Below are 20,690 nucleotides of genomic sequence, written 5' to 3'. Positions count from 1 at the left end.
GGCGCCCCGGGGAGCGTCCTCCGGGGCGCCGTCGCCGTAATGTGGTCTCATGCGCCAGAACCCCAGCTTCGCCATGACAGATCTGACCGAGCTGAGGCGGGTGATCGCGCACAATCCGTGGGCGACGCTGGTGGCGAACCGTCCGGACGGTCTGGTCGCCTCGCACTACCCGGTGCTGCTGGATCCCGATCGTGATGATCTGACGGTGGTCGGCCATGTGGGCAAGCCGGACGACCATGTGCTGGGACTCGGCGAGACCGAGCTGCTCCTGGTGTTCGAGGGCCCGAACGGCTACATCTCGCCGAACTGGTACGGCGACGTCAAGGCCGTGCCGACCTGGAACTACGTCGCGGTGCACCTGGCGGGCATTCCTGAGGTCGTCGACACCGAGGAGAACCTGAGGATCCTCGACGATCTGGTCGCGCACTTCGAGTCCCGGCTGCCGCAGCCCCGGCTGATGTGGCGAGCGCCGAACACCGACGAGTTCGTGCGCGTGCTCGAAGCGGGCACCGTCGGATTCCGTCTGACCCCGACCCGGGTGACGGCCAAACGCAAACTCAGCCAGAACAAGCCCGACGAGATCGTCGAGAGCGTGATCGCGGAGCTGAGCGCGGACGGCGAGTACGCGCATCCGGCCCTCGCGGCTGAGATGCGCCGGGCGCACGAGGCGCGAGTGGCGGCCCGCGGATGAGCGCCGACCTTCTGCTGCGTGCCGTCCGCGTCGCCGGTGCCGGGCGCGAACTGCTGCCCACCGACGAGCCCATCGACATCCTGATCCGGGCCGGTCTGATCGCCGACATCGCGCCGACAGGCAACCTGCGTGCGTCCGCCGAGACGTTGGACGGCGACGGCGCCTGGGTGATCCCCGGCCTCTGGGATCACCACGTGCACACCGTGCAGTGGGCGCTGGCCGCGCAACGCGAGCCACTGGACGACACCCGGAGTGCGGCGGAGGCCGCCGCCCGTATGGGCGGCGCACCCGTGCTGCCGGACGGCCGCCGGATCGGCACCGGCTTCCGGCACGCGCTCTGGGCGGATGTCCCATCGCGGGCGCTTCTCGATGCCGCGACCGGTGAGATCCCGACGTATCTCATCAACTCCGACGTGCACAGTGTGTGGCTCAACTCCGCCGCGCTGCGGCGAGAGGGGATGGACGGTCAGGACGACGACGGGATGCTGCGCGAGGAGCCGGCGTTCGAGATCTCACGGCGGCTGAACGCCGTCGACGACGCCGTCGCCGACGCGGCGGTGCTCGCGGCCGCACGCCGCGCGGCCGCCCGGGGCGTCGTCGGAACGGTCGACTTCGACATGGCGTGGAACGCCACGGCGTGGTCGCGGCGCCTTGATGCCGGATTCGACCTGCACCGAGTGGAATTCGCCGTGTACCCGGAGCAGCTCGACCGCGCGATCGCGGAAGGCCTCAAGACCGGCGATCCGGTGGGCGACGGCGGGCTGGTGCGCATGGGGGCGCTCAAGGTCATCGCCGACGGATCTCTGGGCACCCGGACGGCTGCGTGCAGCCATGCCTACGACGACGGCACCGGCGCGCACGGAGCCATGACCGTGCCACCCGCGCAGTTGCACGAGCTGCTGGCGCGTGCGGCGACCGGGGGCATCGAGGCAGCGGTGCACGCGATCGGCGATCTCACGGTGACCGCGGCACTCGATGCGTTCACCGCCACGGGACAGACCGGCACGATCGAGCACGCGCAGCTGGTGCGCCATGCCGACCTCGCCCGATTCGCCAGGCTCGGCGTCGCCGCCAGCGTGCAGCCGCGGCACACACTCGACGATCGCCCGATGATCGAGCAGTTCTGGGCGTCGCAGACGTCGATCGTGTACCCGCTCGCGTCACTGCACGCGGCCGGTGCCGGCCTGCGGTTCAGTTCGGATGCCCCGGTGTCGGCCCTCGACCCGTGGGAGGCGATCTCGGCGGCGGTCACCCGCGAGGCCGAGGACGGTACCCGCTGGCACCCGGAGGAGCGTGTCGGCATCGACATCGCGCTGCGCGCGAGTGCGCACCGTGGCACCGACGGCACAGCCGCAGTCGCACCCGGCGCCGTCGCCGATCTCGTGCTCTGCGGAGCCGATCCCCGGACAGCGGATGCCGCGACGCTCCGCACGATGCCGGTCGAGGCGACCCTGGTCGCCGGACGTCGCACGCACTGACGCCGGACATGATGAATGCCCTCGGGATCTCCCGAGGGCATTCATCGTTCGTCGTGCGTCAGGCCGCGACGTGCGAGAACAGGAACCAGCGGTCCTTCTCGAGACCGCGCTGGATCTCGATCGCGACGTCCTGGCTGGTGAGGTCGACCTCGTCGAGCCCCTCCACGGCGGCCTTCACGTCCACGAGGATGGCGTCGATGTCAGCGATCACGGCGCGGACGATCTCGTCGGATGCGGTGAAGCCTGCGGCGACCTGCGTCGTGCCGGCCTTCTCCGCGACGGTGCTGAGGCGCGCGTCGATCGGCAGGCCGAGGGCGACGATGCGCTCTGCGGCCGTGTCGGCGAACTCGCCGGCGTTGGCCACGACGGTGTCGAGGAACTCGTGCACACCGATGAAGTTGGCGCCACGTACGTGCCAGTGCGCCTGCTTGCCGTTGACGACCAGCGCCTGCAGCCCGAGGACGACGGGGGAGAGGAACTGGGCGGCCGCGGCTGCCACGGTGGGATCGCCGGCGGTGGCGGGGATGGTCTTGGAAGTGCTCATGGTGTCCTCCGGGTCGTTGATCGCTGCCTGATGACCTCAACGCTACTCAGCCTGAAATGTTCCGCAAGCAAGCTGAGGCAACGCTAACCGCCGCGGAATCACGCGGATCTGAGGGTAGTCTCACCTACATGACCGTCTCCTCAGCAGCATCCGTCCTCGCTCTGCCGGGCAAGACTCCGCGCCTGCACGACAGTGCGTTCGTCGCCGACGGCGCCCGCATCGTCGGCGACGTGACCCTGGGCGAGGGGGCGAGTGTCTGGTACAACGCCGTTCTGCGCGGCGACTCCGCGTCGATCTCGATCGGCACGGGCAGCAACGTGCAGGACAACGTCTCGGTGCACGTGGACAGCGGTCACGGCGTCGTCGTCGGTGAGCGGGTGTCGATCGGCCACAACGCGGTCGTGCACGGCTGCACCATCGGCGACGGCTCGCTGGTCGGCATGGGCGCCGTCGTGCTGTCCGGCGCGGTTGTCGGAAAGGGGTGCCTGATCGCGGGCGGTGCGGTCGTGCTCGGCGGCACAGAGGTGCCGGACGGATCGCTGGTGGCAGGCGTGCCCGCGAAGGTGCGCCGCGAGCTCACCGACGAGGAGCGCGCCGGTCTCATCGAGAACGCGGAGATCTACCTCCGGCACACGCAGACGCATCGCGATGCAACGAGCGTCTGACGCCGCCCGGTAGGCTGGAAGACCTACGGGGCGGTGGCCAAGCTGGTCAAGGCAGCGGGCTCATAACCCGACGATCGTGGGTTCAAGTCCCACCCGCCCTACCAATACCCGTCAGCGCACCCTGCGGTCGTGCGCCAGGTCGAGCAGTCGCTGGAGCACGTCGCCCGATCGCAGGCCGTTGTGCTCGTGCTCGCTGGTGACCCAGAGTTTGAGGCCCGGCAGCAGGCTCGCGGTCTCCAGGGAGTGCTCGAGCGACACGTACACGTCGTTCACGTACACCGCGGCGGCACCGCGCGCATCGGATGCCGCAAGCGCCTCGGCGTCGTACAGCGCAGGCCACTCGTGGTCGGCGAGCGTGAGGGCGACCTCACGCCATGGCCGGAGCGCGGGGACCGTCTCCGTCCACTCCCGACGGATGTGCTCACCGGTGAACAGGGTCACATCCGAGACGAAGTCCGCCGGCTCCATCCGCTCCGCCGACCACCGAGTGGTCTGGGCGTCGGCGTAGCAGGACTCGTGGAACGCGAAGTAGAGCGGGTTGCGGCCGCCGAACGGCATGGCCGCGGCCAGGTCGTAGCGGAATGCGTTGGTGTGCGGATCGAGCTCGAGCAGCGACCAGACGGTCTGCCAGCCGTCGTTCGTGCCCAGAGCGGAGCCGACCGAGCGCAGCCGCGAGACGGAGACGACCTCGCCGTCCGGCAGCACCAGCTGCCCGGCGGCGGCGAGGTCGACGAGCCTGCGCATCCGCTCGCGGTGCTCGGGGAAGCGGCGGTAGTACTTCTCCGACGCGGTGCGCATCTTGTCGTAGCTGAGCGTGTAGACCTCGTCGACCGTGTGCTCCACGGTGCTGAGCCCACCGGTGGTGTAGACCCGGTCCAGCGCGCCCGCGTGCGTCGACAGGTACGTCAGCACGGTGAAGCCGCCGAACGACTGACCGAGCAGGTTCCACGTCTCGACGCCGAGTTCGGCACGCAGCGCCTCGGCGTCCCGCACGATCGAGTCGGCCCGCAGATGCGTGAGGTACTCGGCCGCAGCGGGGGAGCCGAGCTCCTCCAGCAGCCCGTCGCCCACCGGCGTGGAGCGCCCGGTGCCGCGCTGGTCGAGCATGACCACGCGGTGATCCTGCAGCGCGGCATCCAGCCACGAGGGGGAGGAGGGCGCGTGGAAGGGGCGGGGCGCCTCGAAGCCCGGCCCGCCCTGCAGGAACACCAGGTAGGGCAGGTCCTCGCCGCCGTCGCGAGTGACGACCGCCGCGAACACGTCGATCGTCCGGGTATCGGATTCGTCGCCCCAGACCAGCGGCACCGTGATGGTGTGCTCGGTCACTGTCAGATCCTGCATACGTCGCACGGTGGCGGTCATCACATCACATTCCCGATGTAGGAGTACTTCACGAACACCTCGGCGGCGATGCCGGACTCCTCCAGCACGCCCTGCACGGCACCCATCATGTAGTGGGAATCCCAGCCCATGTAGATGTGGATGCCTCCGAAGTCGTCCCAATGGCCCTTCCAGGCCATCTCGTCGTAGAGCGGACCGCCGTGCGCCGCGCTGTACGCCAGCGCGGCGGGTCGGTCGTCGGTCCAGGCGCGGCGGAACACCCGGTTGAACAGGTACCGGACGTCCTTGACCTCCCAGTGCTCGCCGCGGTACTCGACGTAGTCGAACTCGCGCTCCCAGCCGGCCGGCCAGCCGCGGCGCCGGACGGCGTCGAGGATGGGCGTGAGGCCGTCGTCGTCGATCTCGGGCAGGTCGGGTCGCGCCCAGATCTGCACGAATGCCTCGGTGAGCTGCACGGTGCGCGCTGCGATCGCCGCCGTCCCCCAGGACGTCACGTCGGCCAGAGCTCGGGTGCCCGAGACAGCGCTGCGCGCATAGGCGTCGTCGCGCTTGTCGGGGAAGGACGCGCCGAACACGCGCTCGGTGAGCCGCGGCTCGAGCAGGGTGAGGTTGCCCAGCGTCGGTGCCAGCGCGCGGTGGCTGTTCTGCTCGTCCTCGCTGTACTCGCTCCACGGACGCGCGCCGTCACCCGACCAGCCGTCGCCCGGTGCCGCGGGCACGATGTGCTCCACGTCGTAGGCGTTCGCGTCGTCGACGTCGAGCAGGCGGCCCAGCACGTAGGAGGCGTACGGCAGTTCGCTGTATTTCAGCACCGCGCTGACGCGCTCGTCGGACGGGGTGATGCGGGCGATCGCGCGCATCAGCGCGTCGCTGCCCTCGGCGCGAGCTCGGCACAGACGGGCGATCAGGCGGTCGGTGGGCAGCCCCACCACGGTGCGACGCAGCAGCAGCGCCTGCACCCACTCCATCGTGCGGATCAGTTCCTCGCGCGAGATCACGCCATGAGCATGGTCGTGGTAGGCGCTCATCACGAGCGGGTATGCGGCACGGCCGAAGGTGTTCACGAAGCCGAGCTGGCGGCGGATGCCGGCATCCGATTCGAGCGACGGATCCAGCAGGATGCTGAAGATCCCCGCGTATTCGCGCCAGACAGCCGCGTCGGCGCGCAGCCTCTCGAGGTCGAGCCGCGGGAACGTGGCGCGGAACGCGCTGTACACGCCGCGCTCACCGGCGACGTCGACCTCGCGGCCGGTGGTCATCACCAGGAAGTGGCGCCAGAAGGCGCCGATGGTCTCGCCGGTGAGACGCTCGATCGCCAGCCAGTAGTCCTCCTCGATCTCGAGCTGTTCGGCGTGCGAGAGACCCATGAGGATGTAGTTGTGGATCAGCTCGTGGTCGCGCAGCGGCTCGCCGGTCGAGTTCAGGCTCTCGAAGATCTGCTGCGCGTTCGCCGCCGCGCCGAGCGTGATCGACACGTGCTCCAGCTTCTTCAGGCCCTCCCAGATGCGATGGGCCTCGTCGGCGTGGACCTGGCTGCGGAAGAAGGCGTAGTTGTCGTCGAAGCGTGACTCGCGGTCCGCGTCGTCCCGCCGGTCCAGCACGACCGAGTCGTACAGATCGGCCCAGGCGTGGTGCGGTCGCAGCTTCGTGCGGTCGGGGTCGTCGGCACGAACGAGGACGTGCTCCAGTTCGGCGGCCATCTCGGGATCCGTGTCCCGCACGGAGTGATGCAGCGCAGCGACCAGCAGCATCAGGGTCGTCACGCGCTGTTGCCCGTCGATGAGGATCAGGTCCCCGCCGTCCTCCGTGGCATCCTCCGCCGACAGGATCGAACCGATGAAGTGCCGGTGCGTCGCGTCCTCGGCGGCGACGGCGCGGATGTCGGAGAGCAGCCGCTCGCAGCCGCCGATGTCCCAGCGGTACTGGCGCTGATACACCGGGACGACGATGTTCGTCGACGGTGCCGACAGCCATTCGATCGTGCTCGTTGCGGTCGCTTCGACGTTGGTTGCCGTGGCCATGACTGGGTGATGCCTCCATGCGGCGGGAAGACGGGATCCGCCGCCCCGAGTCTATCCGGGGCCGTCTTTTCTCCGGCTCGCCTCTCGGGCGCGTCCAGGAGCGGGAGGTAGGCTTACCTAAGTAGGGCCTGTAAAAACTTCGCTGGCCCCCTACGAAAGGACATGACTCGATCATGGGATACATCAAGTCCGCCGCCCTTGAGGACAAGGGCTTCGTCATCCTCGACAGCTACGGCGAGGAGATGGACCCCAAGGAATGGCTCGACGTCGAGTACGTCGACTGGAAGTCCTCGGGCGACACCCGCTTCGCGCCGCTCGCCAGCGCCAAGGGCGACATCGAGTGCAACGGCTTCTGGAACCACAAGCCGCCGCGCACGGACAAGGACGGCGTCTGGATCGACTCGCAGACCGCCATCGCACCGACGCTGACCGCGCGCGCGAAGGAGCCCGGTGCGAACGTGGGCCGCTGCCGCATCATCGAGCTGCAGCCGACCCCGTACGGCGACTGCCTGTACAACCTGCACCAGGACGACAACAACCGCCTGAACCCGGACGGCACCGGCTGGGTCGTGCGAGGCTTCTTCAACCTCACCGACGACAAGGACAGCTTCTTCGTCCTGCGTGAGAACCGCACCGACCCGAGCATCGAGTACCGCATCGCTCTGCCTGCCGGCGCTCAGCTGATCGTCGACACCCAGCGTCTGTGGCACGCGACCACCCACAACGGCACCGAGCCGCGCTACTGCCTGATCACCTCGTGGACCTCGGGCCCTGAGCTCGACGCCTACATCGAGAAGTACCACGGCACCGACCAGCACACCCAGGTCGAGGTTCCGCAGGAGGTGCTCGAGGCGGGCTACGCCGAGCAGGCCCGCAAGGACGCCGCTCGTGCCGCCTACTACGCAGCGAAGGGACAGCAGGAGAAGCTCGCGATGAGTGAGGCCTGATCCGCCCTGAACCTTGGAACGGCCCCGATCCCGGATCGGGGCCGTTCTGTGTTACATGGTTGTCATTCCTCGGAATGTCGGCGATAATCGCCGTATAACCGCATAGTCCGCCAGCATCCGTGGCTCAGGTCGTAGGGGAAGACGCACCTGATGAAACGGAGAGATCATGGCGACGGGATACGCACGAGGAGTGGTCTACATCCACTCCTCGCCTCGCGCGCTCTGCCCGCACCTCGAATGGGCGGTGGGACGCGCTCTCGGTCGTGCCGTCAACTTCGACTGGAGCGACCAGCCGGTGCAGCAGGGCACGCGCCGCGCGGAGTTCTACTGGGATGGTCCGGTGGGCACCGGCGCCGCTCTCGCCACGGCCATTCGCGGGTGGGAGCACCTGCGGTTCGAGGTGTCCGAAGATCCGACGCCGCGCAGTGACGGCGGACGCTGGCTGCACACGCCGGACCTGGGCATCCATTACGCGCAGACGGATGCTGCCGGCAACATCGTCATCGGTGAGGACCGCATCCGGTACGCGATGGAGATCGCGGCCGGCAATATCGTCGAGCTCCAGCGTGAGCTGGACGTTGCGCTCGGCGCGGCCTGGGATGAGGAACTGGAGCCCTTCCGGCACGCCAGCGACGACTCGCACGTCGTGTGGCTGCATAAGGTCGGTTAGTCGCTCCGACAGGCTCAGCGACCGAGAAGACTTGCGAGAGAGGCGCGAGTAGCGGGATCCGGTGAGTACCCCCGGAGACCGGGAAGGCGAATCTCTCGCATACGACAGGAGCCCCCGCCGGGGAAGGCGGGGGCTCCGTCATGTCCGCGGTCAGATGACTGCCGTGCGCGCGAGCGTCTCGGCGGGGTGTGGAGCGCCACGGCGGACATCTCCCCAGGCGAGCGCCAGCCGGCGCATGGCCTCTGCCGAGGTCAGCGGGTCATGGGTGATCGGGATCCGCATCCGGCGCTCGAGCACTCCACCGGTGGCGAAGCGCGGACCGGGGGGCAGGATGAGCCCGTGCGCCCTCGCGGCGAGCGAGAGCTCGGTCGAGACGGGCGAGCCGAGGTCGATCCAGGCGGAGAGACCGCCGTGCACCTCAGGCATCATGGGGCCGTCGAGGGCGCTCAGACCGGCCGAGATCGCGTGCCGTCCGGCCGCGAGGCGTGCACGCACCTGACGGGCGAGTTCCGGAAGGTCGGCGAGCAGCTCGACGGCGATGCACTGCTCCAGGAACGCGGTGCCGAGGTCGTACGAGGCGCGCGTCGACAGGAGACGGCCGATCATCGCCCTGTCGGCGCGGATCCATCCGAGCCGCAGCCCGCCCCAGGCGACCTTCGACAGCGAGCCGATCGTGATGACGTGCGGCCCCAGCGCCCCGAACGGGACCGGCGCCCACCCGCGATCGATGTCGAGCTCGGCGGTGGTCTCGTCGACGATCACCTGCGTGCCCGCGCTGCGTGCGGTCGCCGCGATCACGGAGCGCGCGTCGTCGGGCAGGGTCGCGCCGGTGGGGTTGTGGAAGTCCGGGATGAGGTAGGCGATGTGAGGGCGGGCTCGCAGCAGGGTGTCCGTGACATGGACGGCGTCCCAGCCGTCCTGATCCACCGGGGTCGGCAGCATCCGGTACCCGTGCCGGTGCAGCGCCTCGATCGCATGCGGGAAGGTGGGCTGCTCGATGAGTGCACGTTCGCCGCGCCGACCGATCGCGCTCAGCACCAGGTTGAGCGCCTGCATCGCGCCGGCCGTGATCACGATCTCGTCGGCGGATGTCGGTGCACCGCGCTCCGTGAAGCGTCTCGCCACGGCATCCCGGAAGTCCGGCAGGCCCTGCAGCGAATACCCGCTGCTGCTGCGCAGCGCAGCGAGGCGAGGCAGCGCCCGGACCGTCGCGTCGTACAGACCGGGCGTCGAACCCATCGATGCGACGGACATGTCGATCGCGTCATCGTCACTGGCGAGGGCCGGTGCGAGACCGTGGTGCGGCAGCGTCACCCTCGTCCCGCCTCCGTGCACCCTGTCGACGTAGCCGCCCTCGGCGAGGACGTCGTAGGCGTGTGTGATCGTCGAGCGGGAGCGTCGCAGCTCGAGCGCCAGCGCGCGCTCGCTGGGGAGGCGCTCGCCGACGGTGAGCCGGCCGTCGAGGACGAGCGCCCGGATCTGATCAGCGAGAGACACGGCGGATGCGCCGGCGGCGCTCTGTACGCCGAGAAGGGAGACCAGGCGCGAAGTCATGCATCCATTCTGCGGCAGAGTGGACTGGATCAGGCAGACCACTTTCCGTGCGGTGGTCCGATCCGCAACCGACGCGGATCCGCGAGCATGAATGGATGAACCTCCGATCGATCCTGCTGCCGATCTCTGCAGGCAGCCACAGGGAGCTCGTGGAGCGCCTGCTGCAGTTGGTGGCCGGACTCTTCCTCTACGGTGTGGCGCTCGCCCTGATGATCCGCGGAGGCATCGGCGTCGCGCCGTGGGACGTCCTGTCGCTGGGCATCTCAGGGAGCACCGGTCTCGGATACGGGCTGGTGACGAACCTCACCGCCGTCGTCGTCCTGCTGCTCTGGATCCCGCTGCGGCAGCGCGTGGGCCTGGGAACAGTACTCAACGCCCTGCTGGTCGGACCGAGCGCGGACCTGGCGCTGTGGCTCGTCCCCGCCGCGACCTCGCTGTGGGTGGGCGTGCCGCTCTTCCTGTTCGGACTCGTACTGCTCGCCTTCGCGACCGGCCTCTACATCTCGGCGGACTTCGGACCGGGCCCGAGGGACGGCCTGATGACCGGGCTGGTCGCCCGCACGGGGTGGCGGGTGTGGGTCGTCCGCACGTTGATCGAGGGGAGCGTCCTGGTGATCGGGTTCCTGCTCGGCGGCCCGGTGGGCGTCGGCACCGTGCTCTTCGCGTTCGGCGTCGGCCCGCTGATCGGCTGGTTCCTGCCGCGCCTCACCCGGATGCGGGAGGCGAGGACCCGCGAGCTCGCCTCGCGCTGACGGATGCGACGACGCCCCCGGGGATCCCCGGGGGCGTCGTCATGCAGACCTTGGGTCAGGCGTCGTAACTGCGGAACGCGACGACCGCGTTGTGACCGCCGAAGCCGAACGAGTTGCTGATGGCGAGCTGCGGGCCCTCGCCGAGCGGCTGCGGCTCACCCGAGAGCTTGAACGGCACGGCCGGATCCTGCTCGGTCATGTTGATGGTCGGCGGGGCGACGCGATCACGCAGCGCGAGCACGGTGTACACCGCCTCGAGTGCGCCGGTGCCACCCAGCAGGTGACCGGTCGAAGCCTTCGTGCCCGACACCGGGATCTCGTCGATCCGTTCGCCGAAGACGCGCTTGAGGGCCTCGTACTCGTTCGGGTCGCCGACCGGCGTCGAGGTCAGGTGCGCGTTGATGTGCGTCACCTGGTCGGGCGTGGCGCCCGCCTGCTCCAGTGCGGCCTCGACCGCGCGTGCGGCTCCCGCGCCCGTCGGGTCGTTGCCCGTGATGTGGTACGAGTCGGCGGTGACGCCGCCGCCGACGAGTTCGGCGTAGATCTTCGCACCGCGGGCCTTGGCGTGCTCCTCGGTCTCGAGCACGAGCGCCGCGCCGCCCTCGCCCATGACGAAGCCGTCCCGGTCGACGGCACCCGGACGCGACGCGCCTTCGGGGTCGTCGTTGCGACGGGAGAGCGCCTGCGCCGAGGCGAAGGACGCCATCGTGATCGGGTGGATCGCCGACTCGGCACCACCGGCGATCACCACGTCGGCCAGGCCGTCCTGCAGGTGCTCGTAGGCGTTCACCAGAGACTCGGTGCTGGAGGCGCACGCGCTGACGACCGTGCGGGCGAAAGCCTTGGCCCCGAAGTGCAGCGACAGGTTGCCCGCGCCCGCGTTCGGCATCAGCATCGGGACCGTGAGCGGCATGACCCGACGGGGGCCCTTCTCGCGCAGCGTGTCCCAGGCGTCCAGAAGGGTCCAGACGCCACCGATCCCGGTTGCCCAGTCGATACCCAGGCGCTCGGGGTCGATCTCGGGCGATCCGGCATCCTCCCACGCCTCCCGTGCCGCGATCAGCGCGAACTGGGTCGACGGGTCGAGGCGCTTCGCCTCGTGTCGCGGCAGCACCTCCTCGGGGCGGACGGTGGCCTCGGCGGCGAACTTCACGGGGATCTGGTACGTCTCGATCCACTCGTGGGGCAGGGTGTGCGCGCCGGGGACGCCGGCGAGCAGGTTCGCCCAGTTCTCGGGAGCGGTGCCTCCGAGTGCCGACGTGGCGCCGATACCGGTCACGACGATGCGCTTGGTCATGGATGGTTCCTTCGTGGGGATCGTTCAGGGACGGCGGATGCCACGCCCCGCGGATGCGCGGGGGTGGCATCCACGGGAATTACTCCGCGCCGGCGACGATGAAGCTGACGGCGTCGCCCACGGTCTTGAGGTTCTTGACCTCGTCGTCGGGGATGGTCACGCCGAACTTCTCCTCGGCGTTGACGACGATCGTCATCATCGAGATCGAGTCGATGTCGAGGTCGTCGGTGAACGACTTCTCCAGGGCGACCTCGGACGCGTCGATGCCGGTCTCGTCGGTGATGAGCTCAGCCAGGCCTGCGAGGACCTCGTCGTTGGTGAGAGCCATTTCTTTCCTCTTTCTTGGGATGGTATTCGGAACCGGGAACAGTCTAGGGAACGGCGGCGCGTTCTCAGGGGAGGACGACGACCTGGGCGGCGAACACCAGACCGGCGCCGAACCCGATCTGCAGCGCGAGACCACCCGACAGTTCCGGGTGCTCCTGCAGCAGACGGTGGGTGGCGAGCGGGATGGATGCCGCGGAGGTGTTGCCCGTGGTCTCGATGTCACGTGCGATCACGGTCGTCTCGGGCAGCTTCAGCTGCTTGGCGAACTCGTCGATGATGCGCATGTTGGCCTGGTGCGGGATGAATGCCGCGAGGTCGGCGGCCTCGATGCCGGCGCGGTCCAGCGCCTCGCGGGCGACCTTCGCCATCTCCCAGACGGCCCAGCGGAACACCTTCGGACCCTCCTGGCGCAGGGTCGGCCAGGGGGCGGCGCCGTCACGGAACTCGGTGAGCGTGTGGTTCATGCCCACGGCCTCGGCGTTGCTGCCGTCCGAGCCCCACACGGCCGGCGAGATCGCCGGGGTGTCGCTGGGACCGACCACCGCCGCGCCGGCGCCGTCACCGAGCAGGAACGAGATGCTCCGGTCGGCCGGGTCGACGATGTCGGAGAGCTTCTCCGCGCCGATCACGAGCGCGTAGCGCGCTGCGCCGCTGCGGATCAGTGCGTCGGCCTGGGTGATCGCGTAGGCGTAGCCCGCGCATGCGGCGTTGATGTCGTAGGCCGCCGCAGGGTTCGCACCGACGCGGTCGGCGACGATCGCCGACACCGAGGGCGACTGCTTCGGGTTGCTGATCGTCGCGACGATGACGAGGTCGATGTCGGAGGGCGCGACGCCCGACTTCTCGATGGCCTCCGCTGCGGCGAGCGTCGACAGATCGATCGCGTCGGTCTCGGCGACGGCCCGGGTGCGGGTGACGATGCCGGTGCGCTGCCGGATCCATTCGTCACTGGAGTCGATCGGGCCGATCAGGTCGTCGTTCGGCACGGCGTTCTCGCCACGGGCGGCGCCGTAGGAGTAGATACGCGTGTACGCGGGGCCGGTCGTCTGGGCGAGGATGGGAGTCATGCTGCTTCTCCGTTCAGCAGCGCAACCGCCGCGTCGAGATCTTCCGGGGTCTTCACGGCGACGTTCGGCACGCCGGGCAGCCCGCGCTTGGCGAGTCCGACGAGGGCGCCTGCGGGGGCGAGCTCGATGAACCCGGTCGCCCCGTGCTCGGCGAACGACGCCATGCACAGGTCCCACCGCACCGGCGAAGACACCTGGGTGACGAGGCGATCCACGGCGTCCGCGCCCGACGCGACGACGGCGCCGTCGCGGTTCGACCACAGGGTCGACTGCGGGTCTGCCGCAGTGACGTCGGCGACCGCGGAGCGCAGGGTCTCGACGGCGGGCTCCATGTAGGAGGTGTGGAAGGCACCGGCGACCTGGAGAGGCATGACCCGCGTGCCGGGGACCGGGTCCTCGGCGAGCTGCGCCAGTGCGGTGAGCGCGCCGGCGGCGACGATCTGGCCGGCCACGTTGTAGTTGGCGGGCGTCAGATCGAGCTCCGCGAGGCGTGCGAGCACCTCGTCCTCGTCGCCGCGGAGGACCGCGCTCATGCCGGTGGGCGTCTGCGCTGCGGCATCCGCCATCGCGCGACCGCGGATGCCGACGAGACGCACCGCGTCGACGTCGCTGAGGACGTCGGCGATCGCCACGGCGCCGAACTCGCCGACGGAGTGGCCGGCGACCGCACCGGGACGACGGCCGGCACGCTTCTCGAGCTGGGTCGCGGCGATCAGGGAGGCGGCGACGATCAGCGGCTGAGCGATCTGCGTGTCACGGATGGTCTCGGCATCGGAGGTGGTGCCGTGCTGCACCAGGTCGACGCCGGCGGCCTCGGAGTAGGCCGCGAGCTGCTCGGCGACACCGTCGAGTTCGAGCCAGGGGGAGAGGAAGCCGGGGGTCTGAGAGCCCTGTCCAGGGCAGGCGACGACGATCACTCACCCATTCTGTCAACGATCACGCGGAGACGGTGGATGATCTCTCACAACAATCCGCGTTTCGTTTGTGCGTGGCGCACAGCTGTCAGCGCGGGCGACGTCCGAGCGGGCGACGGCGGACGGGCTCCGCGGTGCCGATCGAGCCGAGGATGAGTGCGGTCTGCAGGATCAGCGCCTCGCGAGGACCCGTCGCGTCCCAGCCGATCACCTCGCTGACCCGCTTCAGCCGGTAGCGCACGGTGTTCGGGTGCACGAACAGCTCGCGAGCGGTGGCCTCGAGGGACCGGCCGTTGTCGAGGTAGCTCCACAGCGTGGTCACGAGATCGGGGGAGTGCGACTGCAACGGGCGGTAGATCCGCTCGATGAGGGTCTGCTTCGCCAGGGCGTCTCCCGCGAGCGCGCGCTCCGGCAGCAGGTCGTCTGCCTCGACGGGACGGGGAGCGCCGCGCCAGGCGCGCGCGACGGCGAAGCCGGCGAGAGCGGCTCTGGCGCTCTGGCCCGCATCCACCAGGGCCGCGACGGGCGGGCCGAGCACGACGTAGCCGGGGCCGAAGGACGGCTCCAGCCGGCCGGCGATCTCCTCGAAGGGCAGTTCGTCGGTCGGCTCCTCGCGCCCGGGCAGGCGGGCGCGCCCCACGACGAGCACGAGCCGTGATCCCTGCACGCCGATCAGCACGTCGACGGCCAGCTTGCGGGCGGTGCGGCGCACCGTGTCGACGTCGAACTGGGCGGGCGTCGTGCCGACGATCACGCTGACCTCGCCATGACCGTGCCAGCCCAGGGCCGCGATGCGGCTGGGCAGCTCCTCGTCGGCCTCGCCGGTGAGGATCGAGTCGACGACGAGAGCCTCGAGCCTGGCATCCCACAACCCGCGCGACTCTGCCGCGCGTGCGTACACGTCCGCTGCGGCGAAGGCGACGTCGCGCGAGTACAGCAGGATCGCCTCACGGACGCTCTCGTCCTTACCGGCGACGCGCTCCTCGGTGACGTCCACCGTCGCGCGGATCAGCTGCAGCGTCTGCTGCAGGGTGACGCTGCGCAGCAGCTCGCGCGGAGCGGCGGCGAAGAAGTCCGCGCCGATCCAGGCCGTGGACGTCGGATCCTCGTACCACTGGATGAACGAGGTGATGCCGGCCTGGGCCACCAGCCCGACGGAGGACCGTCGGGCCGGTGGCATGTCGGCGTACCAGGGCAGCGTCTCCTCGAGGCGCTTGATCGTCGCCGTGGCCAGGTCGCCGGAGATCCGGCGTAGCCAGGCGAGCGTCGCTGCCTTGTCGACGGCCGGCGCAGGAGTCGCTGTCACTCGGCGCTCAGCTCTCGCCGCCCGCGTTCCCGCTGGTGCCCGCGTTCACGTTGTACAGGTCGTACTTCGCGATGGCCTGAGCGATGATCGAGCGCTCGACCTTGCCCTCGTCGGCCAGCGCCTGGAGGGTGCGGACGACCATCGACGGGCCGTCGATCTTGAAGAACCGGCGCGCCGCGGCACGGGTGTCGGCGAAGCCGAACCCGTCTGCACCCAGCGTGTAGTAGGGCGCGGGGACCCACTGGCGGATCTGGTCCTGCACGGCGTGCATGTAGTCGCTGGTCGCGATGACCGGGCCCGAGGCCGCCTGCAGCTTCTCGGTGAGGTACGCGGTGCGCGGCTCCTGCTCGGGGTGCAGGAAGTTGTGCTCGTCGGCGGCGAGGCCGTCGCGGCGCAGCTCGTTCCACGAGGTCACCGACCAGACGTCGGCCGAGATGCCCCAGTCCTCGCGCAGCAGCTCCTGAGCCTCCATGGCCCACGGCACACCGACGCCCGAGGCGAGCAGCTGCACGCGGTGGCCCTCACCGGTCCCGACCGAGACGCGATGCAGTCCCTTCAGGATGCCCTCGACGTCCACGTCCTCCGGCTCGGCCGGCTGGCGCATAGGCTCGTTGTACACCGTCAGGTAATACATGACGTCCGGGTCGGGGTGCGTGCCGCCGTACATCCGCTCGATGCCGGCCTGCACGATGTGCGCGACCTCGTAGCCGTACGCGGCGTCGTAGACGAGCGTCGCGGGGTTGGTCGAGGCGAGCAGGGGCGAGTGGCCGTCGGCGTGCTGGGTGCCCTCACCGGTCAGCGTGGTGCGTCCGGCCGTGGCGCCGATCACGAAACCACGGGCCATCTGGTCTCCGGCCGCCCAGAAGGCGTCGCCGGTGCGCTGGTAGCCGAACATCGAGTAGAAGATGTAGAGCGGGATGAGCGGCTGACCGTGGGTGGCGTACGAGGTGCCCGTCGCCGTGAACGCGGCGGTCGCGCCGGCCTCGTTGATGCCGACGTGCATCAGCTGACCCTGCGGGCTCTCCTTGTAGGCGAGGAGCAGCTCCCGGTCGACCGAGGTGTAGTTCTGGCCGTTCGGGTTGTAGATCTTCGCGGTGGGGAAGTACGCGTCCATGCCGAACGTGCGGGCCTCGTCCGGGATGATCGGGACGATCCGCTCGCCGAAGCCCTTCACGCGCATGAGGTCCTTGACCATGCGCACGAAGGCCATGGTCGTGGCGACCTCCTGGTTGCCCGAGCCCTTCTTCGGCAGCGAGTACGCCTTCTCGTCGGGCAGTTCCAGTCCCACATGCGTGGTGCGGCGCTCGGGCAGGAAACCGCCGAGGTCGCGACGACGCTCCAGCATGTACTGGATCGTCTCGTCGTTCTCTCCAGGGTGGAAGTACGGCGGGCGGTACGGGTCGGCCTCGAGCTGCGCATCCGTGATCGGAATGTGCATGGTGTCGCGGAACAGCTTGAGGTCGTCCAGCGTCATCTTCTTCATCTGGTGGGTCGCGTTGCGGCCCTCGAAGTGCGGCCCGAGACCGTAGCCCTTGACCGTCTTCGCGAGGATGACGGTCGGCTGCCCCTTGTGCTCCATGGCGGCCTTGTAGGCCGCGTACACCTTGCGGTAGTCGTGGCCGCCGCGACGCAGGCGCCAGATCTGGTCGTCGGTGTAGTCCTTGACCAGGGCGAGCGCGCGCTCGTCGCGGCCGAAGAAGTTCTCGCGGACATAGGCGCCGTTCTCGGCCTTGTAGGTCTGGTAGTCACCGTCAGGGGTGACGTTCATGAGGTTCAGCAGCGCACCCTCGGTGTCGCGGGCGAGCAGGTCGTCCCACTCCCTGCCCCAGACCACCTTGATGACGTTCCAGCCGGCGCCACGGAAGTAGCTCTCCAGTTCCTGCACGATCTTGCCGTTGCCGCGGACCGGACCGTCCAGACGCTGCAGGTTGCAGTTGATCACGAAGGTCAGGTTGTCGAGGCCCTCGTTCGCCGCGACCTGGAGCTGACCGCGCGACTCGACCTCGTCCATCTCGCCGTCGCCGAGGAAGGCCCAGACGTGCGAGTCGGCGACGTCCTTGATGCCACGGTTGGCGAGGTACTTGTTGGTCATCGCCTGGTAGATCGCGTTGATCGGTCCCAGACCCATCGACACTGTGGGGAACTGCCAGAACTCCGGCATCATCCGCGGGTGCGGGTAGGAGGGCAGGCCGTTGGGGGCGCCGGACTTCTCCTGGCGGAACGCATCGAGCTGCGTCTCGGTGAGACGGCCTTCGAGGAAGGCGCGGGCGTACATGCCGGGGGAGGCGTGGCCCTGGTAGAAGATCTGGTCGCCGCCGGAGGCGTGGTCCTGGCCGCGGAAGAAGTGGTTGTGGCCGACCTCGTACAGAGAGGCGGCGGAGGCGTACGTGGAGATGTGCCCGCCGACGCCGATGCCGGGCCGCTGCGCGCGGTGCACCGTGATCGCGGCGTTCCACCGGATCCACTGCCGGTAGCGGCGCTCGAGCTCCTCATCGCCGGGGAACGCGGGCTCGTTCTCGGCGGCGATGGTGTTGATGTAGTCCGTGGTCGGGACCATCGGCACGCCGAGGTGCAGTTCCTTCGAGCGCTTCAGCAGGCTGAGCATGATCTCTCGCCCGCGGCCGTGGCCCTTCGCCTCGACGAGTTCATCGAGGGACTGCTGCCACTCGCCGGTCTCCTCGGGGTCGCTGTCGAGCGGGCCCTGCGAGTACGGATCCTGATCGTGAACGGTCACGGTCGACCTTTCGTCGTGATGGCAGATCATGCCAAGGGAACGGGACGCCGCATCGGTGAGCCTTGTCGGCTTCACACAACGCGCACTGTGCTCAGCCTATCCCTCCGCGGCGACGTCATGGAGCACCGTGAACCTGGCTAAAGTGGGAGGAGCGCGCCTATAGCTCAGTTGGTAGAGCAACACGTTTACACCGTGTGGGTCGGGAGTTCGAGTCTCTCTGGGCGCACCATGCGCACCAGACCCTCAGATTCCGATCGATGCCCGTGCTCGAGCGGGAGCACGTACGGTCAGTGCTGCGGGCCGATCATCGCCGGCGCCCCCGCCCCGACCGCGGAGCGCCTCATGCGCTCGCGGTTCTCGGCGTTCGCGATCGGCGATGCGCCGTACCTGCTCAGGTCGTGGCATCCGTCCGCGCGCCCTGACGTGCTGGATCCGGATCCGCACACGCGCTGGCTGTGGCTGGAGATCACCGCCAAGGAGGGCGGCGGACCGTTCGACACCGAAGGGACCGTCGCGTTCGTCGCGGCCTATCGCGACGAGTCCGGGCGCGGTGAGCTCCGTGAGCGCAGCCGCTTCGTGCGCGAGGGGCGGGACTGGTTCTATCTCGACGGCGACGTCGGCTGACGACGCGGGATACATTTGACTCCGTGAACGCGAATCCCGAAAGCCAGCGCGCCCTGCTCGACATCGCCGATCTCGACCTGCGTATCGCGCGGGCTGCGAAGGCCGCGAAGAACCCGTCGCAGGGTGCCCGTATCTCCGAGCTCGCCGCGCAGCGGCAGGAGCAGCTTCGCGAGCTGACCGCCCTCGCCGGTGTGCGGGATGACGCGCAGGCGGAGCTCACCCGCGTGGAATCCGATGTCGCGCTCGCCGAGCAGCGTCGCGATCGCGACGCCGAACGGCTCACGACCGTCACGAACCCCAAGGACGCGGTCGCCCTCGAGCAGGAGATCGCGAGCCTCGGCCAGCGCCTCAGCGCACTAGAGGACGTGCAGCTGGAGCGCATGGGCGCCGTCGAGGAGGCCGAGGCCGCCGTAGCCGCACAGCAGGCGCTGATCGACGCGACCAGCGCCGAGGGCGGCGAGCTCACCCGCCAGGCCAAGGCCGACATGGCCGCCGCCGAGGCCGAGGGCGAGCAGCTCGCCCGTGACCGCGCCGCCGTCGCCGCCGGCATCCCCGCCGATCTGCTGGCCGACTACGACCGCCGCGCAGAGCGGACCGTTCCTGCGGCCGCGCTGCTGCGCGCGCGCACCTGCGAAGGATGCCGGATGGTGCTGTCGGGCACCGACCTCACCGCCATCCGCCGTGAGCCGGAGGACGCTGTGGTGTCGTGCCCCGAGTGCGGCGCGATCCTGGTGCGCACCGACGAATCAGGGCTCTAGACGTCGACGGGTGTCTGCCGTCGCGGCGAGCCCCTGAGTTCTGCGCGAAACCCACGCGCGTGACGTCGGTCTCGTGCAGAACCCGGGATCTCGCGCAGAACTCGCCCAGATCTCGGGAACTCACTCGGACGGACGCGTCACTGCTCCTCGTGCGTACGCGGGTCGGCGCCGAACAGCCGGCCGTCCGCGCGTCCGAGTGCGGTGATCCGCTCGACCTCCTCCGAGGTCAGCACGATGTCGTTCGCGGCGAGGTTCTGGCTCTGGTGCGCGGGGTCGGCGGCCTTCGGGATCGCGACGACGCCGCGTGAGCGATGCCAGGCGAGCACGGTCTGCACCGGTGTCGCCCCGTGCGCGGTCGCGATGTCGATGATCGTCTGCTCGTCGAGCACGTCGCGGGCGCGCCCGATCGGACTCCATGCCTCGGTCAGGATGCCCTGCTCGCGGTGATAGGCGAGCGCCTCCTGCTGCGGGAAGTGCGGATGCAGCTCGATCTGATTGACCACCGGGCGCACGCCGGTGGCCTGCTCGATGCGCTCGAGGTGCTCGGGGAGGAAGTTCGAGACGCCGATCTGCCGGACGAGCCCCCGGTCTCTGGCGTCGATCAGTGCCTGCCAGGCCTCGACGTAGAGGCCTGTGCTCGGGTTCGGCCAGTGGATCAGCACCAGGTCGATCTGGTCGACACCGAGACGGAACCTGCTCTCCTCCAGCGCTGTGCGCGCCCGCTCGGCGGCGTGATGCCGGCCAGCCAGCTTCGTCGTGATGATGAGCTCGGCGGCGTCGACGGCGGCGCCGGCGACGCCCCAGCCGACGGCGCCCTCGTTCTCGTAGTTGAACGCGGTGTCGATCAGGCGATAGCCGAGCTCGATTCCCTGACGCACGGAGTCGGCTCCGGCCTCGCCGCGGAGGTTGTACGTGCCGAGCCCCTGCACCGGCAGGGTGAATCCGTTGTGTGCGGTGAAGGTGGACGAGTCGGTCATGATGGCTCCCTCTGTCGTGTGAC

19 protein-coding genes and 2 tRNA genes are annotated in these 20,690 nt (G+C 69.5%); 10 read left to right on the top strand and 11 right to left on the bottom strand.

Annotated features, from left to right (window positions below; translation table 11 throughout):
- The first annotated feature begins 49 nt into the window (after positions 1–49).
- A complete protein-coding gene (locus DY023_RS10235; RefSeq protein WP_116242218.1) occupies positions 50–691 on the top strand; it encodes an FMN-binding negative transcriptional regulator in 642 nt (213 codons plus the stop codon).
- Positions 688–2,169, top strand: coding sequence for an amidohydrolase (locus DY023_RS10230; protein WP_116242217.1), 1,482 nt, complete (start codon positions 688–690; stop codon positions 2,167–2,169). The genes DY023_RS10235 and DY023_RS10230 overlap by 4 nt, the downstream gene beginning before the upstream one ends.
- 58 nt (positions 2,170–2,227) lie before the next feature.
- On the opposite strand, the gene DY023_RS10225 is transcribed toward DY023_RS10230, so the two are convergent.
- Positions 2,228–2,713 carry a Dps family protein gene (locus DY023_RS10225; RefSeq protein WP_116242216.1) on the bottom strand — a complete coding sequence of 162 codons (486 nt, stop codon included), beginning with the start codon at positions 2,711–2,713 and terminating at the stop codon, positions 2,228–2,230.
- A gap of 128 nt (positions 2,714–2,841) precedes the next feature.
- Here DY023_RS10225 and DY023_RS10220 point away from each other — a divergent pair, with 128 nt between their 5' ends.
- Complete coding sequence (locus DY023_RS10220) at positions 2,842–3,378, top strand: gamma carbonic anhydrase family protein (protein ID WP_116242215.1); 537 nt, start codon at positions 2,842–2,844, stop codon at positions 3,376–3,378.
- Positions 3,379–3,405: 27 nt separating this feature from the next.
- Positions 3,406–3,482: transfer RNA gene (locus DY023_RS10215), tRNA-Ile, on the top strand.
- A 7-nt stretch (positions 3,483–3,489) separates the two neighbouring features.
- Here DY023_RS10215 and DY023_RS10210 read toward each other — a convergent pair.
- Together DY023_RS10210 and DY023_RS10205 are read right to left on the bottom strand one after the other, a co-directional pair.
- On the bottom strand, positions 3,490–4,740 hold the full coding sequence (locus tag DY023_RS10210; protein WP_116242214.1) for an alpha/beta fold hydrolase: 1,251 nt from the start codon (positions 4,738–4,740) through the stop codon (positions 3,490–3,492).
- On the bottom strand, positions 4,740–6,740 hold the full coding sequence (locus DY023_RS10205; protein WP_116242213.1) for a DUF262 domain-containing protein: 2,001 nt from the start codon (positions 6,738–6,740) through the stop codon (positions 4,740–4,742). Before DY023_RS10205 ends, DY023_RS10210 begins: the two co-directional genes overlap by 1 nt.
- Positions 6,741–6,913: 173 nt before the next feature.
- Between DY023_RS10205 and DY023_RS10200 the strand changes: the two genes are divergently transcribed.
- Together DY023_RS10200 and DY023_RS10195 are read left to right on the top strand one after the other, a co-directional pair.
- Positions 6,914–7,687 (top strand): hypothetical protein, encoded by a 774-nt coding sequence (locus tag DY023_RS10200; RefSeq protein ID WP_116242212.1) that lies wholly within the window; start codon positions 6,914–6,916, stop codon positions 7,685–7,687.
- 166 nt (positions 7,688–7,853) lie between these two features.
- Positions 7,854–8,357 carry a DUF3145 domain-containing protein gene (locus DY023_RS10195; protein ID WP_116242211.1) on the top strand — a complete coding sequence of 168 codons (504 nt, stop codon included), beginning with the start codon at positions 7,854–7,856 and terminating at the stop codon, positions 8,355–8,357.
- 150 nt (positions 8,358–8,507) lie between these two features.
- On the opposite strand, the gene yczR is transcribed toward DY023_RS10195, so the two are convergent.
- On the bottom strand, positions 8,508–9,911 hold the full coding sequence (yczR, locus tag DY023_RS10190; protein ID WP_116242210.1) for a MocR-like transcription factor YczR: 1,404 nt from the start codon (positions 9,909–9,911) through the stop codon (positions 8,508–8,510).
- A 95-nt stretch (positions 9,912–10,006) separates the two neighbouring features.
- On the opposite strand from yczR, the gene yczE reads away from it, so the two are divergent.
- Positions 10,007–10,663 carry a membrane protein YczE gene (gene yczE, locus DY023_RS10185; protein WP_116242209.1) on the top strand — a complete coding sequence of 219 codons (657 nt, stop codon included), beginning with the start codon at positions 10,007–10,009 and terminating at the stop codon, positions 10,661–10,663.
- Between the two features lie 55 nt (positions 10,664–10,718).
- Here yczE and DY023_RS10180 read toward each other — a convergent pair whose 3' ends face one another.
- From DY023_RS10180 to aceE, 6 genes are all read right to left on the bottom strand, one after another.
- A complete protein-coding gene (locus DY023_RS10180; RefSeq protein WP_116242208.1) occupies positions 10,719–11,960 on the bottom strand; it encodes a beta-ketoacyl-[acyl-carrier-protein] synthase family protein in 1,242 nt (413 codons plus the stop codon).
- Positions 11,961–12,039: 79 nt separating this feature from the next.
- Positions 12,040–12,288 (bottom strand): acyl carrier protein, encoded by a 249-nt coding sequence (locus tag DY023_RS10175; protein WP_116242207.1) that lies wholly within the window; start codon positions 12,286–12,288, stop codon positions 12,040–12,042.
- Between the two features lie 64 nt (positions 12,289–12,352).
- Positions 12,353–13,354 carry a beta-ketoacyl-ACP synthase III gene (locus DY023_RS10170; protein WP_116242206.1) on the bottom strand — a complete coding sequence of 334 codons (1,002 nt, stop codon included), beginning with the start codon at positions 13,352–13,354 and terminating at the stop codon, positions 12,353–12,355.
- On the bottom strand, positions 13,351–14,271 hold the full coding sequence (locus DY023_RS10165) for an ACP S-malonyltransferase (protein ID WP_116242205.1): 921 nt from the start codon (positions 14,269–14,271) through the stop codon (positions 13,351–13,353). The genes DY023_RS10170 and DY023_RS10165 overlap by 4 nt, the downstream gene beginning before the upstream one ends.
- A gap of 85 nt (positions 14,272–14,356) precedes the next feature.
- On the bottom strand, positions 14,357–15,574 hold the full coding sequence (locus DY023_RS10160) for a PucR family transcriptional regulator (RefSeq protein ID WP_116242204.1): 1,218 nt from the start codon (positions 15,572–15,574) through the stop codon (positions 14,357–14,359).
- A gap of 7 nt (positions 15,575–15,581) precedes the next feature.
- On the bottom strand, positions 15,582–18,308 hold the full coding sequence (aceE, locus tag DY023_RS10155; protein WP_116242245.1) for a pyruvate dehydrogenase (acetyl-transferring), homodimeric type: 2,727 nt from the start codon (positions 18,306–18,308) through the stop codon (positions 15,582–15,584).
- A gap of 153 nt (positions 18,309–18,461) precedes the next feature.
- Between aceE and DY023_RS10150 the strand changes: the two genes are divergently transcribed.
- The 3 genes from DY023_RS10150 (at position 18,462) to DY023_RS10140 (ending at position 19,690) form a co-directional block, all read left to right on the top strand.
- Positions 18,462–18,537: transfer RNA gene (locus tag DY023_RS10150), tRNA-Val, on the top strand.
- Positions 18,537–18,932 (top strand): YchJ family protein, encoded by a 396-nt coding sequence (locus tag DY023_RS10145; protein ID WP_116242203.1) that lies wholly within the window; start codon positions 18,537–18,539, stop codon positions 18,930–18,932. Before DY023_RS10150 ends, DY023_RS10145 begins: the two co-directional genes overlap by 1 nt.
- Positions 18,933–18,955: 23 nt before the next feature.
- Positions 18,956–19,690: a zinc ribbon domain-containing protein gene (locus DY023_RS10140; protein ID WP_116242202.1), complete on the top strand. Its 735-nt coding sequence runs from the start codon at positions 18,956–18,958 to the stop codon at positions 19,688–19,690.
- A 137-nt stretch (positions 19,691–19,827) separates the two neighbouring features.
- On the opposite strand, the gene DY023_RS10135 is transcribed toward DY023_RS10140, so the two are convergent.
- Entirely contained in the window at positions 19,828–20,667 is an 840-nt protein-coding gene (locus DY023_RS10135) for an aldo/keto reductase (protein ID WP_116242201.1), read from the bottom strand.
- Positions 20,668–20,690: the final 23 nt, after the last annotated feature.

Source organism: Microbacterium bovistercoris, from assembly GCF_003387575.1.
Taxonomy (GTDB): domain Bacteria; phylum Actinomycetota; class Actinomycetes; order Actinomycetales; family Microbacteriaceae; genus Microbacterium; species Microbacterium bovistercoris.
The sequence above is the reverse complement of the archived record's forward strand: the minus strand, read 5'-3'. Positions and strand labels throughout refer to the sequence as shown.